Origin of the sequence: Bradyrhizobium sp. UFLA03-84 (assembly GCF_002289535.1) — a bacterium.
Taxonomy (GTDB): Bacteria; Pseudomonadota; Alphaproteobacteria; order Rhizobiales; family Xanthobacteraceae; genus Bradyrhizobium; species Bradyrhizobium viridifuturi.
This window is the reverse complement of sequence record NZ_NSJY01000013.1, coordinates 1,425,209-1,439,966: the sequence shown is the minus strand read 5'-3', so window position 1 is coordinate 1,439,966 and position 14,758 is coordinate 1,425,209. Positions and strand designations below refer to the sequence as shown.

Here is a 14,758-nt window from a genome sequence, read left to right as displayed (position 1 = left end):
TCTCGGCGGTCGCGTCAGGCAACGTTCATATGGCCACGAACACCGGCAACGCCCACACGGTCGGCCTTCGACCGGATGGGACCGTCGTGGCTGCTGGGTGGAACAAACACGGTCAGTGCGAAGTCGACGGATGGCGCAACATCGTCGCGGTCGCGGCCGGATGGCGCCGCACCGTCGGTGTCAGGTCAGACGGCAGGGTTATTGCAGCGGGACGCAAGAGTGAGGGGGCGTGCGATGTGACCGACTGGCGCGATATCGTCGCGGTCGCGGCGGGCGACTGGCATACGGTCGGGCTGAAGTCCGACGGCACCGTGGTTGCGGTCGGCAACAACCAGTATAGCCAATGCAACGTATCGGAGTGGCAAGGCATAGTTCGTGTCGCAGCCGGTTATCTTCATACCGTCGGCCTTCGATCCGACGGCAGGCTATTGGCCACCGGCCGAAATGCACAAGGCCAGTGCGACCTGGACGGTTGGCGCGACATTGTGGAGATCGCCACCGGCAGCAGTCATACCGTTGGGCTTGGATCCAACGGTACCGTGACCGCTGCAGGCTGGAATGAGCTCGGGCAATGCAACATCGGAGACTGGCGCGGGATCGTCGGCATTGCTGCGGGTTGCGCGCACACCCTGGCCATCGTGGCCGACGGGACTGTGGTCGCTGCGGGCGACAACAGATATGGCCAATGTGACGTGAGCGCGTGGCGTGGCATCAAGCTGCCCGCCGGCCGCGGCCCGGCGAGCATCGGTTCAGCCTAGATCACCACCTCCCGCAACACGCGCCGGCAATCCATCTCGTATTCGAGATCGACCACCGGCGGGCGGCAGAAGTGCCAGGTCAGGCCGGAGCGGGTGGCGCCGCGGCGGACCAGCTCGTCGACGATGACGGGATGGATGTCGTGCACGGTGTAGGCCTGCACCGCGGTCGTCTCCTGCCAGCCGAAGCTGAACTCCGCAAGACGGCGCTCCATCTCGCCGGCGGTGAAGCGGACCTTCTCGCGCCATGCGCCGGGACTGAGATCGCGATAGCAAACGATGCGGTCGGGATAGCTGGCCGTACCGCTGCGCGCCTCGGCGCCGCCCGCGATCACGAACGACGGCGACGTGGTGGTGCTCGGCCGCGTGAACGAGAATGCATGGAACGACGGTTCGGCCGGCGGATCGATCTCGGGACAGACGTTGCTGCGCGCGACCGGATTGATGGTGCCGTCGAACAGGCCCCATTCGGCCAGTGTCTTGACGTAGTGCTGGTTGAAGGCGCGGAAACCGTCCTCGGTGAAGGCGGCCGGCGAACGCAATTCGCAGGCGCAGAACGAGGTCAGCGGCCTGCCGGCATCCTTGATGTAGGCCGCGATCCGCGCAAAGCCCTCCGCAAGCGGCACCAGCCGATCGAAGCGGACCCGCTCGATCTCATAACCGGCGTTCGCCTGCGCGCCGCTTGAATACTGGAACACGGCCGAAATGAACCGGTAATTGCCCGCCGCAAACTCGCTCGCCATGCCTGTTTCCTCCAGATCTTGTGAGGCGGAGCATAACGTTTTCGAGCGAAGTGGTCTTCCGGTTCGCGTGAAGAAAACGCGTCAAACCAAACGGTCATCTGCCCGCCGTCGGCAAAGGCTATCACGGGACAAAGAAAAGGCGGCAGTGGCTTTTGCCAGTGCCGCCTTCCCTGCGAGCATGAGCCTGGAGGGCTCAGGTCGGTTTCAATGCGCCGCCACGGCCTTCGATCTCGTAGTCGGCGATCTGCTTGGCGCGGTCGGAACGGGCCGCGGCCTGGTGGTCGGTCGCGATCACCGTGTAGACCATCGGCAGCACGAACAGGGTGAACAGTGTGCCGATCGTCATGCCGGTGACGACCACGAGCCCGATCGAGAAACGGCTGGCGGCGCCGGCGCCCGAGGCGGTGAGCAGCGGCAGCAGGCCGGTGACCATGGCCGCCGTCGTCATCAGGATCGGGCGCAGACGAATCCGGGCCGACATCTCGATCGCCGAGCGGCGGTCCAGTCCTTCGTTGAGCTGCAGCTCGTTGGCGAACTCCACCATCAGGATGCCGTGCTTGGTGATCAGTCCGACCAGCGTCAGCAGGCCCACCTGGGTATATATGTTCATGGTGGCGACGCCGAAGAACAGCGGGATCAGGGCGCCGACGATCGCCATCGGCACCGAGATCATGATCACGAACGGATCGCGCAGGCTCTCGAACTGCGCCGCCAGCACCAGGAAGATGATGATGATGGCGAACGCGAAGGTGACCAGCAGCTGGTTGCCTTCATGGACGTATTGCCGGGAGTCGGCCAGGAAGTCATAGCTGAAGCCGGACGGCAGCTTCTTGGCTTCACCCTGCAGGAACTCCACCGCCTGGCCCATCGACACGCCGGGCATCGGCACGGCCTGGAAGGTCGACGAGTTGAGCTGGTTGTAGTGGGTCAGCGCGTTCGGATCGACGCCGGTCTCGACCGTCACCACCGTCGACAGCCGCACCAGCTGCCCGGTCGCGGTCGGGACGTAGTAGTTGTCGAACGACTCAGGCGCGAGCCGGCTGGCGCGCGGCACCTGCGGGATCACCTGATAGGAACGGCCTTCGAGGTTGAAGCGGTTGACGTAGTTGCCGCCGAGCAGCGTCGCCAAGGCTCCACCGATCGACTGCATGGTGATGCCGAGATCGCTCGCCTTGGAGCGATCGACCTTCACCCGCACCACCGGCTGGTTGAAGTCGAGGTCGCTGTCGGTGACGATGAACAGGCCGCTCTTGCGCGCGGCGTCCTTCAGCTTGCTCATCTGGTCGAACACCTGCTGGAAGCCGGCGGTCGAAGAGATCACCATCTGCACCGGTAGACCGCCGGGTCCGCCGGGCAGCGGCGGCAGGCTGAACGCGAACGCGCTGACGCCTTCGATCTTCGACAGCTCGTTCTGCACCAGCGGCTGCAGCGTCTGGGCCGAGCGCTTGCGCTCATCCCACGGCTTGAGCAGCATGCCGGCGAAGCCGCCCTGCGGACCGGTGATGCCGTTCAGGATGAACCGCAGGTCGGTCTCGGGAAACTTCTGGAACTCCTTGTCCATCTTGTCGCCGTAGAAATCGATGTAGTCGATGTTGGCGTATTTCGGCGCCTTGGTCACTGCGAACACGATGCCCTGGTCTTCCTGCGGCGCCAGCTCCTTCTGGATGTGCATGTAGAGGAAGCCGACCAGGCCGAGGATGGTCACGGCGAACAGCGCCGTGATCGGACGGTAGTCGAGCGAGCGGTCGAGCTGGCGGCCATAGGCGCGGGTCACCGCGCCGAACACGCGATTGACCAGCTTGGCGAAACGCCCCTCTTCCGCGCTCTTGAGGAACACCGAGCACATCATCGGCGACAGCGTCAGCGCGATCACGCCCGACACGATCACCGAGCCGGCCAGCGTGAAGGCGAATTCGCGGAACAGCGTACCGGTCACGCCGCCGAGGAATCCGATCGGCGCGTACACCGCCGCCAGCGTGATCGTCATCGAGACGACGGGGCCGACGATTTCGCGCGCGCCTTTTAGTGATGCCTGCACGGGTGGCAGGCCCTCCTCGAGATGTCGATGGATGTTCTCCACCACCACGATGGCGTCGTCGACCACGAGACCGATCGCGAGCACCATCGCCAGCAGCGTCAGCAGGTTGAAGCTGAAGCCGGCCGCCAGCATCAGGATGCAGACGCCGATCAGCGACAGCGGAATGGTGACGACGGGAATGATCACCGACCGCAGCGAGGCCAGGAACAGGAAGATGACGACGACGACGATCAAGACCGCTTCGGTCAGCGTCTTCTCGACCTCGTCGATCGACGATTGGATGAACTTGGTGGAGTCGTAGGCCACCTTCATCTTCATCGACGGCGGCAAATTGCGCTCGAGGTCGGGGAACAGCGCGCGCACGCCCTTCACCAGGGTCAGCGGGTTGCCCTGCGGCGTCGCCTTGATGCCGATGAAGATCGCATGCTCGCCGTTGAAGGCGACGCTGGCGTCGGTCGACTGCGCCGCGAGCTCCACCGTCGCGATGTCCTCGATGCGCACGAAGCCGCCGTCCTTCGCCTTCACGATCATTCGCTTGAACTGATCGATGTTCTGAAGGTCGGTATTGGCCGAGACGTTGGAGACGATGAAGAAGCCCTTGGTCTGGCCGGCCGCCGCCTGGAAGTTGTTGGCGGCGATCGCAGCCGCAACGTCGTTGGGCGAGACGCCGCGCCCGGCCATCCGGGTCGGATCGAGCCAGACGCGCATCGCAAAGGTCTGGCCGCCGAGGATGTCGGCCGAAGCGACGCCGTCGACCGTCGAGAGCACCGGCTGCACGACGCGGGTCAGATAGTCCGAGATCGCCGATCCGGTCAGCTCCTCGCTGGAGAAGCCGAGATACATCACGGCGATGGTGTCGCCGGTCGCCTTGGTCACGACCGGGTCGAAGGCTTCCTTCGGGATCAGGTATTTGACCGAGTTGACCTTGGCGAGCACCTCGGTGAGCGCCTGGTTCGGATCGTGATTGAGCTTGACGTAGACCTGGATCGTCGAGGTGCCGAGCACCGAGTTCGACGTCATGTAGTCGACGCCTTCGGCCGACGCGACGGCCTGCTCGATCGGCGTCGTGATGAAGCCGTTGATCAGCTCCGGCGACGCGCCGGGATATGACGTCGTAATCGTCACGACGGTGTTCGACAGATTCGGATATTGCCGGATCGGCAGCACCATCGCCGCGCGCAAGCCGATCAGAAGGATCAGCAGGCTGACGACGACCGACAGCACCGGGCGCTTGATGAAAATATCAGTGAAGGCCATCGCCAACTCGATTCGTGTTGTCTGCCGGTTGCGGCAACATGTGGCGGAGGGCCAGCAGGCCCTCCGAGTTCAGATGATCGGGATCAGTAGCGCGGCGGCTCGGCCGGGACCGGCGGCGCCGGGTCGGTCGAGATCGCAACCGCCATGCCCGACTGCAGCTTGATCTGGCCGACGGCCACGACCTTGTCGCCGGCCTTCAGGCCCTTGAGGATCTCGACCCGGCCCTCGACGCGATTGCCCGTCTTCACGAAGGTGCGGTCCGCGGTCAGGGTGGTCTTGCCGTCCTCGCCCTTCTTCTCGGTGATCAGGAATACCGAGTCGCCGTACAGCGTGTAGTCGACCGCGGTTTCAGGAACCGTGACGACCGGCGGCTTGTCCGGCAGCACGATCGTGGTGGTCGCGAACATGCCGGGCTTGAGGATGCTGTCCGGATTCTGGATCGTGGCCTGAACCCGGATGTTGCGGGTGTCGGTCGCGATCTGCGGCTCGATGGTCGTGATCTTGCCATCGAAGGTGCGGCCCGGATAGGCGTCGACCGCGATCCGCACGGCCTGACCGACCTTGATCTGCGAGCTCTGCTTTTCGGTCACGGTCAGGTTGGCATACAGCACCGACAGATCGGTCAGCGACACGATCTGCGTGCCGGCCGTCAGATACTGGCCGACTTCGACCTGGCGCACGCCGAGATCGCCTTCGAACGGTGCGCGCACCAGCTTCTGCGAGATCAGCGCCTCGGTCTTGGCGATGCCCGCCTTGGCCTGGTCGTAGGTCGCCTGCGCCGTATCGACTGTCGACTGCGGCCCGAACTGGCGCGACGCGAGCTGCTTGGCGCGGTCGAGCTGCTGCTCGCCCACGGTCGCCTGCGCCTTGAAGCTGGCGAGATCGCCCTGCTCCGGCGCGTCGAACAGCTGCACCAGCGGCGTGCCTGCCTTCACATGGCTACCGGCGGTGAACAGGATCTCGGTGATGCGGCCCGGCACGTCGGTCGTGACGTTGACCTGGTGCACGGCGACGAGATCGCCGACAGCGGTCAACAGATTCGGAATCACTTCCGTCTTCGCCTCGGCGGCCGTGACGTTCGACGGCGGCGGCTTATTGTTGGCGAAGAACTGCGCGATCATGTGGCTGCGGAAGGCGTTGAAACCGACCAGCGCGCCGACCAGCAGGGCCAGCAACAGGCCTACGATGATGAACCAGCGCACCATGCGGACGGGACGCTTGGCTTGTTTCTCCTTGATCGGTTGACCCGAGATGTGGCTTTCGGTCTGGATATTCATGTCATGCACTTTCTGCAGTTACCGACGGTCCTGCGCTCGGCGACGGCTGGCGGCTCAAATGAGTTGAAATTGCGGCTTCGGTAAGTCCGATACCGCGAAGAATGAACTGGCAAAGCTGCCGCTCCGCCGCAGCAGCATCGCCATAGGGGAGACAAGGTGTCGCAGGCAGCTGCGTCAGCGCACCCATAAGCACGGTGTGGTGCGCAAACCAGAACAGGTTGAGCGGCTCGTCGCCGATCCGTGTCGCCTCGCCGGCGGCGATCGCCCGCTCGAGCGAGGCGGCGAAGGTCGGACCGATCAGCTTGCCGACCTTGTCGTAGAGCAGCCGCGCGAACTCGCCGTCGTCGAGATGGCTCGTCACCATCAGCCGCATCCGCTGTGTCTCTTCCTGGTCCGGCGCATCGCGCAGTTGCATGAAGTGGCCGACCATGCCCTGCACCAGTTCGACCAGCGTCGCGGTCGACGGCTCCTGGCCGAGCAGATGCGCGAGATCGGGATCCGCCTCGCACTCCTCGGCAAGGATCTCGGCGTAGAGCGCGGCCTTCGACGGGAAGTGCTTGAACAGCAGCCCTTCCGAAATGGCAGCCGCGGCCGCCACGCTCTTTGTCGTGGTGCCGGCAAAGCCGTTGCGGGCGAAACACCGCTTTGCGGCGCTCAGGATCAACTGACGCCGCAAGTCACTCGTCATGCGTAAGGTAGACATTTGGGTCGTGAGTAATCACTCACTTTACCAAAAGTCAAGGTTCTATTGCACCGCGAAAGCTACTTTAAATTGGAGTGTGGCCGATCGATCCCCTGATGCGGTTCACGATGTAGGTGCCGTCCCGACTGGACAGCACGCGTTCCAGATTGGCCCCGTCGATCTTCGCGCTCGCGAACCGCGGCCCCGCCGTAACGTCTTGCAAAGACGAGGCAAATGCCTCGACCTCGGCCATCGTGCTGATCGAGCGGCTATCTCCAATTCCGCAGGCTCTGGCAACACCCACGAGGTCGGCGGTTCCACCGGTATGGCTGCTCTGGCCGCCGGTCTCCCCATAGGCCTCGTTGTCCAGCACGATGATCGAGAGGTTTTTCGGCTGCTGCAGCGCGACGGTCGCAAGGCTCCCCATCCCCATCAGCATCTCGCCGTCGCCGGTGATCACGACGACCGGCAGCGTCGGCTGCGCCAGCGCGAGGCCGAGCCCGATCATGACGGCGCCGCCCATGCCGCCCCAGAGATAGAAATTGCGGTCGTGGTCGCCGGCCGCAGCGATGTCATAGGTCGAGGCACCGAGACCGCCGACAGCGAAGGCGCCCTTGCGATCCCGCAGCAGTTCGGCAACCACGGCGCGGCGGTCGAGGAGATTGGCTTTGCTCATTTGGTGAAGACCTTTGCCCCGATCAGGCGCTGCGACAGCAGGACGGCGGTGGGCGTGCAGGCATTGTAGGCCTGCGCCGCGCCGGCCTCGACGACTTCGCGCACCTCGTCAGGCCGCGAGGCCCGCAATACCTTGATCCCCGACAATTCGAGAATGCCTTGCGTGTTCGAGCCCATCGGCACCTGCCACGGATTGAACTCGCCCCATTCGCCGCGCATCGTCACGAGGGTGAGGAACGGCAGGCGGAAGATCTGCACCAGCGACAGCATGTTGATGCAATTGCCGACCCCGCTCGACTGCATCAGCAGCACGCCGCGCTGGCCGCCGGCCCAGGCGCCAGCGAGCAGCGCCACGCCCTCTTCCTCGGTCGTCAGCGCAATGCCGCGCATCGATGACGACCCCAGCACGCGCTCGATCAGCTCCGAATGCCCGGCGTCCGGCACGTAGGGCACCTGGCGCACCTCGAAGCGCTGCAATATCGAAAAGATCTCCTCGGGCCAGGAGGCCACGGTGTCGGCACGGGCATGCATTGGCGTTTCCGGCTCTCTCTTGTTTGGCCGCGACTGTAGAGGGGCGCGCGCGCTTCATCAAAGCGCAAAACCGCATATGGCTCTGCGATTTGCAGGCATCGCGCGGCGCGGTGCGCTGTTCCGTCAGCTTGCAAATTGTGTTGCGCGGCCGCCGTCTGCGGCTTACGATAGTTGCAAATGAAACTAATAGGGGTTGGATATCCGCCATGGACGGGCACGCGCGCGAGCTGGCTGACGGCTTCGACCTGGAGAAGCTGACGGCCGACTTCTACGCCAACCCCTACCCGACCTATCGCGCGCTGCGCGAGCATGCGCCGGTCAAGCGGCTGCCGAACGGCTGCTATTTTCTCACCCGCTACGACGACCTGATCGCCGCCTACAAGAACACCAAGGTATTCTCCTCCGACAAGAAGAAGGAGTTCCTGCCGAAATACGGCGACTCGCTGCTCTACGAGCACCACACGACCAGCCTCGTCTTCAACGACCCGCCGGCGCACACCCGCGTGCGTCGGTTGATCATGGGCGCGTTGTCGCCGCGGGCGATCGCCAGCATGGAGCCGGACCTGATCGCTCTGGTCGACAGCCTGCTCGACCGGATCGCCGCCAAAGAGCGCTTCGAGCTGATCGAGGATTTCGCCTCGGCAATCCCGGTCGAGGTGATCGGCAATCTGCTCGACGTGCCGCATGACGAGCGCGAACCGCTGCGCGACTGGTCGCTGGCGATTTTGGGCGCGCTGGAGCCGGTGATCGGCAAGGACGCGTTCGACCGCGGCAACAACGCGGTGAAGGATTTCCTCGCCTATCTCGAAACCCTCGTCGAACGCCGCCGCGCAAGGCCCGGCAATCCCGAACGCGACGTGCTGACCCGGCTTATCCAGGGCGAGGACAATGGCGAGCGGCTGACCGCGAAGGAATTGCTGCACAACTGCATCTTCCTGCTCAACGCCGGCCACGAGACCACGACCAATCTGATCGGCAACGGGCTGGTGACGCTCACCCAATATCCAGATCAGAAGCAGCGGCTGCTCGCCCAGCCCGAGCTGATCAAGACCGCGGTCGAGGAGATGCTGCGCTACGAAAGCTCCAACCAGCTCGGCAACCGCATGATCGTGGAAGAGACCGAGCTTGCCGGCATCAAGCTGCCGGCCGGTACGCTGGTCACGCTGTGCATCGGCGCCGCCAACCGTGACCCCGCGCAATTTCCCAACCCCGAAGGCTTCGACGTCGCACGCACGCCGAACCGCCACCTCGCCTTCGGGACCGGCGCGCATCAATGCGCCGGGATGGCGCTGGCGCGGCTCGAAGGCGCGATCGCGATCTCGCGCTTCCTGGCCCGTTTCCCAAACTACGTGCTCGACAGCGAGCCGGTGCGCGGCGGCCGGGTGCGCTTCCGCGGCTTCCTCAGCGTGCCATGCCGACGCGGCGCGTGATCCGATGACCCCAGAGCAATTGCGCGAGCGCTGGGGCGATTCGCTGCTGACGGTGCTGACCGTGCTGCTGCTGGTCATGATGTTCGTGGTGGCGCCGTTGCAGGCGCTCGGCCTGTTCGAATTCCAGGTGTTCGAGCTGCTGCTTGCCATCTTCCTTGTCGGCGGCGTGTTCGTGATGTCGGGCAGCGCGATTGCCGTCGCCACCATGCTGGTCGCGCTCGCGATGATCGTCACCGGCGCGATCCTGCGGCTGCGCTCGCCCTCGATCCTCGACCTCAACCTGTTCGCCGCCTCCTGGCTCCTGGTCGGCCTCACGATGGCGGTGACGGTGGCGCGCGCGACCTTCGCGCCGGGACGCGTCACCTATCACCGTGTCATCGGCGCGGTCCTGCTCTATCTCACGGTGGCCGTGATCTTCGCGGCGCTCTACACGTTCATCGGCACGCTGGTGCCCGATGCGTTTGCCGGCATGAAGGTCGAGGACCGTCCGTCGCTCGCAAGCCAGCTGATCTATTTCTCTTTCGCCACGTTGACGACAACCGGCTATGGCGACGTCGCGCCATTGCATCCGATGGCGCGCAGCCTGTGCAATGTCGAGGCGATCTTCGGCCAGCTCTATCCGGCGACGCTGCTTGCCCGGCTCGTCACGCTCGAGATCGCGCACCGCGACCAGGATTCGTAGCGCAGCAGCGCTGACAGAATCCACCAAATTTGGTGCACAGCCATCCTTTAAGGCAGGCGGGCCGATCCCCAAATCAGCTATGATGTGATCGACCGACACCTCACCGTGTCAGTGCTGCACAACTGGAGTGACGAGCCATGCGTCCGCCAGTCTCCGATTTCATCGCCAGGGAAGCGCAGTTTGGCGCCCAGAACTACGCGCCGCTCGGCGTCGTGCTGTCGCGCGGCAAAGGCGTCTGGGTCTGGGATACCGACGGCAAACGCTACCTCGATTGTCTTTCGGCCTATTCGGCGGTCAACCAGGGCCACTGCCATCCAAAGATCCTCGCCGCCATGATCGAGCAGGCCGGCCGCCTGACGCTGACCTCGCGGGCCTTCCACAACGATCAGCTCGCACCGTTCTACGAGGAACTCGCCGGATTGACCGGCTCCCACAAGGTGCTGCCGATGAACAGCGGCGCGGAGGCGGTGGAGAGCGCGATCAAGTCGGTGCGCAAATGGGGCTACGAGGTCAAGGGCGTGCCTGACGGCAAGGCCGAGATCATCGTCTGCGCCGACAATTTCCACGGCCGCACGCTGGCGATCGTCGGCTTCAGCACCGACCCGGACACACGCGCGCATTTCGGTCCGTTCGCACCGGGCTTCAGGATCATTCCGTTCGGCCACGCCAGGGCGCTCGAGGAGGCGATCACGCCCAACACCGTTGCCTTCCTGGTCGAGCCGATCCAGGGCGAGGCCGGCGTCATCATTCCGCCTGCGGGCTATTTCGCCGAAGTCCGCGAGCTCTGCACGCGCAACAACATCATGCTGGTCTTCGACGAGATCCAGACCGGGCTCGGCCGCACCGGCAAGCTGCTGGCGGAACAGCACGAAGGAATCGAGGCCGACGTCACGCTGCTCGGCAAGGCGCTGTCCGGCGGCTTCTATCCGGTCTCGGCCGTGCTCTCCAACAACGAGGTGCTCGGCACCCTGAAGCCCGGCCAGCACGGCTCGACGTTCGGCGGCAATCCGCTCGCCTGCGCGGTTGCCCGCGCGGCGCTGCGCGCGCTGGTCGACGAAGGCATGATCGAGAACGCGGCCGTCCAGGGCGCGCGCTTCCTCGACGGCCTGCGCAGCATCCGCGCCAACACCGTTCGCGAGGTGCGCGGACGCGGGCTGATGCTGGCGGTCGAGCTTCACCCCGAGGCCGGTCCCGCGCGCCGCTATTGCGAGCTGCTGCGGGAGAAAGGCATCCTGGCCAAGGACACCCACGAGCACACCATCCGGGTCGCGCCGCCGCTGGTGATCACCGGCGACCAGGTCGATTGGGCGCTGGAGCAGATCGGCGCCGTGTTGACGCAGGATCTGACGTAACGGCTATCTGAACCGCAGGTTTGCGCGAGAAAGCTGGCTGATCGAGGAGCACCCCATCAGCCGCATGTCCCGCACCAGTTCGGCCTGCATGAGGCCGAGCGCCCGCTCAACTCCCGCCTGCCCGGCCGCCGCAAGCGGGTAGAGATAGAAGCGTCCGACGCCGACGGCCTTGGCGCCGAGCGACAGCGCCTTCAGCACATGGGTGCCGCGCTTGATGCCGCCGTCCATCATCACATCGATCTGGTCACCCACCGCATCGACGATCTCGGCGAGCTGATCGAACGCCGCCCGGGAGCCATCGAGCTGCCGGCCGCCGTGATTGGACAGGATGATGCCCGTGCAGCCGATCTCGACCGCGCGTTTGGCATCCTCGACCGACATGATGCCCTTCAGGCAAAATTGGCCATTCCACTCCCGGACCATCTTGGCGACGTCATCCCATGTCATGGCGGGATCGAGCATCTCCGTAAAATAACGTCCGATCGACATCGCGCCGCCGCTCATGTCGACATGCTCGTCGAGTTGCGGCAGCTTGAAGCTTTCATGGGTGACGTAATTGATGGCCCATGCCGGCTTGATGGCAAACTGCAGCATGCCGCCAAGCGTCAGCTTGAACGGGATCGAGAAGCCGGTGCGCAGATCGCGCTCGCGGTTGCCGCCGGTGATGCTGTCGACCGTCAACATCATGACGTTGACGCCGGCCTGCTTGGCGCGCTGCATCATCGCCGTGTTCAGGCCGCGATCCCGGTGGAAGTAGAACTGGTAGACCTGCGGCGTATCATACGCCTTGCGCAATTCCTCGAGGCTGACGGTGCCGAGCGAGGAGACGCCAAACATGGTGCCGTACTTCGCGGCCGCCGCCGCGACGGCGCGTTCACCCTGATGATGAAACAGGCGCTGCAGCGCGGTCGGTGAACAGTAGAATGGCGTCGCCAGCTTCTGGCCCATCACGGTGACCGAAAGATCGACATTCTCCACGCCGCGCAGGACGTTGGGCACCAGATCGCAGCACTCGAAGCTCGCCGTGTTCTGGCGAAGCGTCGCCTCATCGTCCGCGGCGCCGTCGATATAGTCGAAGATCGGCCCTGGAAGCCGCCGCCTCGCCAGCTCCCGGAAATCGTGGAAATTATGACAATCGCTCAGACGCATATCGTGCTCCGCAGACCCGGGTCGCGGCGCGCAACGGCGCTTCTGCACCGTGCACGCTCGGCACGAACCGGAATAACGGGCATGCCTCGCCTTGTCCACCGGACGAGGCTGGCGGGTCAGACCACCGTCCGGTGCCGTTCGATGCAGGTCCGCAGCACGTCGTCGAGCGGCCGGCCCCACCAGTCATTGGAGAATATCTCGATCTCCGAATAACCGGCAAAGCCCTGCGCCTCGACCAGCGCGCGCACCGACTTGATGTCGATCACGCCGTCGCCCATCATGCCGCGGTCGTTGAGGATGTCCCTGGTCGGCACCAGCCAGTCGCAGACATGGAATGCGAGCAGGCGATCCCTGCCGGCGCGCACGATCTGGCTCTTGAGTTCGGGATCCCACCAGATGTGATAGACGTCGAGCGCGACGCCGATCGCGCCGCTGCGGCCGGGATCGAGCGCGTCGCAGATGTCGAGCGCGTGCTTTGTCGTGTTCACGCAGGCGCGGTCGGCGGCATAGGCCGGATGCAGCGGCTCGATCGCCAGCGGCAGCTTCACCTGCTTGGCATATTCAAGCATCTCGGCGATGCCGTCATGCACCTGATGGCGCGCCGCCGCGATGTCCTTCGAGGCCGCACTGCCCGGCCGCGAATATTGCGGCAGGCCACCGACCACGAGCACGATGCAGGAGGCGCCGAGCGCCGCCGCCTCGTCGACTGCGCGGCGGTTGTCGTCGCGGGCCGCGGCGCGATGTGCGCTGTCGGCCGTGAACATGCCGCCGCGACAATAGCCCGAGAGATCGAGCCCGGCGTCCCTGACCGCGCGCACCGCACGGTCGAGGCCGACGGCAGCGACCTGGTCGCGCCAGGGATCGATGGCGCGGATGCCATGGCGCGCACAGGCGTCGATGATAGCGAGAAGATCGCCCTGCTTGCGGACTGTCGCCGTGTTCAGCGACAGCCAGCGGTGATCTCTGGAAAAGTCGCGCATCAGGCGTCGATGCCACGGGTGGCGAGGATCGTCGTCATCCGGCGCGTCGCGAGCTCCGGATCGGCGAGCAGCCCCGCCTGATCGGCAAGCCGGAACAGTTCGGCGAGATGCAGGGTCGAGCGCGCGCTCTCCTGCCCGCCTACCATCGTGAAGTGATCCTGGTGGCCGTTGAGGTACGCCATGAACACGATGCCGGTCTTGTAGAAGCGGGTCGGCGCCTTGAAGATATGGCGCGACAGCGGCACGGTCGGCCCCAGCACGTCATGGAATCCGGCCTCGTCGCCCGCCGCGAGCCGCGACAGCGCATAGGATGCCGCCGGCGCGATCGCATCGAAGATGCCGAGCAGCGCGTGGGAAAATCCCTTGTCGTCGCCGGCGATCAGTTCGGCGTAGTTGAAGTCGTCGCCGGTGTACATCTTCACACGTGGGTCGAGCCGCCGCCGCATGTCGATTTCGCGCTGCTTGTCGAGCAGCGAAACCTTGACGCCATCGACCTTGGCCGCATTGGCGTTGATGATCGCAACCGCGGTGTCCATCGCCCTGTCGAGATCGGCCGTGCCCCAGTAGCCTGACAACGCCGGATCGAACATGTCGCCGAGCCAGTGGATGATCACCGGCTCGCGGACCTGCGAAAGCACGCGGTCATAAACCCTAGCGTAATCGTCCGCGGTCTTGCCGAGCTTTGCCAGCGCGCGCGAGGCCATCAGGATGATGCGGCCGCCGGCTTTCTCCACCGCCGCGATCTGCTCCTCATAGGCGCGGATCACATCGTCGATCGACCTGGCGTCTTCCACAGCGAGATGATCGGTGCCGGCGCCCGAAAACACCAGCGCGTTGCCCCTCGCCTTCGCCGCCTTCACCGAGCGCTGGATCAATTCGAGCGAGGTCGCCCAATCCAGCCCCATGCCGCGCTGCGCGGTGTCCATCGCCTCGGCGACACCGAGCCCGAGGTCCCAGACATGCTCGCGGAATGCGATCGTCTTGTCCCAGTCGATCGCGGCCGTCAGCCAGGGATCCACGTCGGCGCGGGGATCGGCCACCACATGGGCCGCAGAGAACGCCACGCGGTTGAGCGTGCCCTCGAGCTTTGCCGGAAAGGTCCGCGACGCCGCCAGGCGATAGGTCTCAAGGCCGCCACCGGCGGTCGGCAGCTTCAATGACAGGGACGACATCGGCAGGACTGGCTTGTTCATGGCAAGGTCCCTTC

13 protein-coding genes are annotated in these 14,758 nt (G+C 64.9%); 4 read left to right on the top strand and 9 right to left on the bottom strand.

Features of this window, described 5'->3' with window-relative positions; genetic code table 11:
- Positions 1 to 29: 29 nt before the first annotated feature.
- Positions 30 to 758, top strand: a complete 729-nt coding sequence (locus CK489_RS20820) for an RCC1 domain-containing protein (protein ID WP_245350443.1) — start codon at positions 30 to 32, stop codon at positions 756 to 758.
- On the opposite strand, the gene cnbZ is transcribed toward CK489_RS20820, so the two are convergent.
- The 6 genes from cnbZ to CK489_RS20790 all read right to left on the bottom strand — a co-directional run bounded on the left by cnbZ (position 755) and on the right by CK489_RS20790 (position 7,958).
- On the bottom strand, positions 755 to 1,498 hold the full coding sequence (gene cnbZ, locus CK489_RS20815) for a 2-amino-5-chloromuconate deaminase CnbZ (RefSeq protein ID WP_095733513.1): 744 nt from the start codon (positions 1,496 to 1,498) through the stop codon (positions 755 to 757). The two genes, CK489_RS20820 and cnbZ, sit on opposite strands and share 4 nt — an antisense overlap.
- Before the next feature lie 193 nt (positions 1,499 to 1,691).
- Positions 1,692 to 4,793 (bottom strand): multidrug efflux RND transporter permease subunit, encoded by a 3,102-nt coding sequence (locus CK489_RS20810; RefSeq protein ID WP_050631249.1) that lies wholly within the window; start codon positions 4,791 to 4,793, stop codon positions 1,692 to 1,694.
- Between the two features lie 83 nt (positions 4,794 to 4,876).
- Positions 4,877 to 6,070 (bottom strand): efflux RND transporter periplasmic adaptor subunit, encoded by a 1,194-nt coding sequence (locus tag CK489_RS20805; protein ID WP_095733512.1) that lies wholly within the window; start codon positions 6,068 to 6,070, stop codon positions 4,877 to 4,879.
- A gap of 1 nt (position 6,071) precedes the next feature.
- The gene (locus CK489_RS20800) at positions 6,072 to 6,773 is read right to left on the bottom strand and encodes a TetR/AcrR family transcriptional regulator (protein WP_095733511.1); all 702 of its coding nucleotides are present in this window, start codon (positions 6,771 to 6,773) and stop codon (positions 6,072 to 6,074) included.
- 64 nt (positions 6,774 to 6,837) lie between these two features.
- Positions 6,838 to 7,428: a thiamine pyrophosphate-dependent enzyme gene (locus CK489_RS20795; protein WP_050631251.1), complete on the bottom strand. Its 591-nt coding sequence runs from the start codon at positions 7,426 to 7,428 to the stop codon at positions 6,838 to 6,840.
- On the bottom strand, positions 7,425 to 7,958 hold the full coding sequence (locus CK489_RS20790; protein ID WP_095733510.1) for a thiamine pyrophosphate-binding protein: 534 nt from the start codon (positions 7,956 to 7,958) through the stop codon (positions 7,425 to 7,427). Before CK489_RS20790 ends, CK489_RS20795 begins: the two co-directional genes overlap by 4 nt.
- A gap of 206 nt (positions 7,959 to 8,164) precedes the next feature.
- Between CK489_RS20790 and CK489_RS20785 the strand changes: the two genes are divergently transcribed.
- The 3 genes from CK489_RS20785 to rocD all read left to right on the top strand — a co-directional run bounded on the left by CK489_RS20785 (position 8,165) and on the right by rocD (position 11,422).
- Positions 8,165 to 9,388: a cytochrome P450 gene (locus CK489_RS20785; protein WP_095733509.1), complete on the top strand. Its 1,224-nt coding sequence runs from the start codon at positions 8,165 to 8,167 to the stop codon at positions 9,386 to 9,388.
- A 4-nt stretch (positions 9,389 to 9,392) separates the two neighbouring features.
- Positions 9,393 to 10,070 (top strand): potassium channel family protein, encoded by a 678-nt coding sequence (locus CK489_RS20780; RefSeq protein ID WP_095733508.1) that lies wholly within the window; start codon positions 9,393 to 9,395, stop codon positions 10,068 to 10,070.
- A 137-nt stretch (positions 10,071 to 10,207) separates the two neighbouring features.
- Complete coding sequence (gene rocD / locus CK489_RS20775; protein ID WP_095733507.1) at positions 10,208 to 11,422, top strand: ornithine--oxo-acid transaminase; 1,215 nt, start codon at positions 10,208 to 10,210, stop codon at positions 11,420 to 11,422.
- A gap of 3 nt (positions 11,423 to 11,425) precedes the next feature.
- On the opposite strand, the gene CK489_RS20770 is transcribed toward rocD, so the two are convergent.
- The 3 genes from CK489_RS20770 to CK489_RS20760 all read right to left on the bottom strand — a co-directional run bounded on the left by CK489_RS20770 (position 11,426) and on the right by CK489_RS20760 (position 14,744).
- The gene (locus CK489_RS20770; RefSeq protein WP_095733506.1) at positions 11,426 to 12,571 is read right to left on the bottom strand and encodes an alpha-hydroxy acid oxidase; all 1,146 of its coding nucleotides are present in this window, start codon (positions 12,569 to 12,571) and stop codon (positions 11,426 to 11,428) included.
- Between the two features lie 116 nt (positions 12,572 to 12,687).
- Positions 12,688 to 13,551 (bottom strand): sugar phosphate isomerase/epimerase family protein, encoded by an 864-nt coding sequence (locus CK489_RS20765; RefSeq protein WP_095733505.1) that lies wholly within the window; start codon positions 13,549 to 13,551, stop codon positions 12,688 to 12,690.
- Positions 13,551 to 14,744: a dihydrodipicolinate synthase family protein gene (locus CK489_RS20760; protein WP_095733504.1), complete on the bottom strand. Its 1,194-nt coding sequence runs from the start codon at positions 14,742 to 14,744 to the stop codon at positions 13,551 to 13,553. The genes CK489_RS20765 and CK489_RS20760 overlap by 1 nt, the downstream gene beginning before the upstream one ends.
- Positions 14,745 to 14,758: the final 14 nt, after the last annotated feature.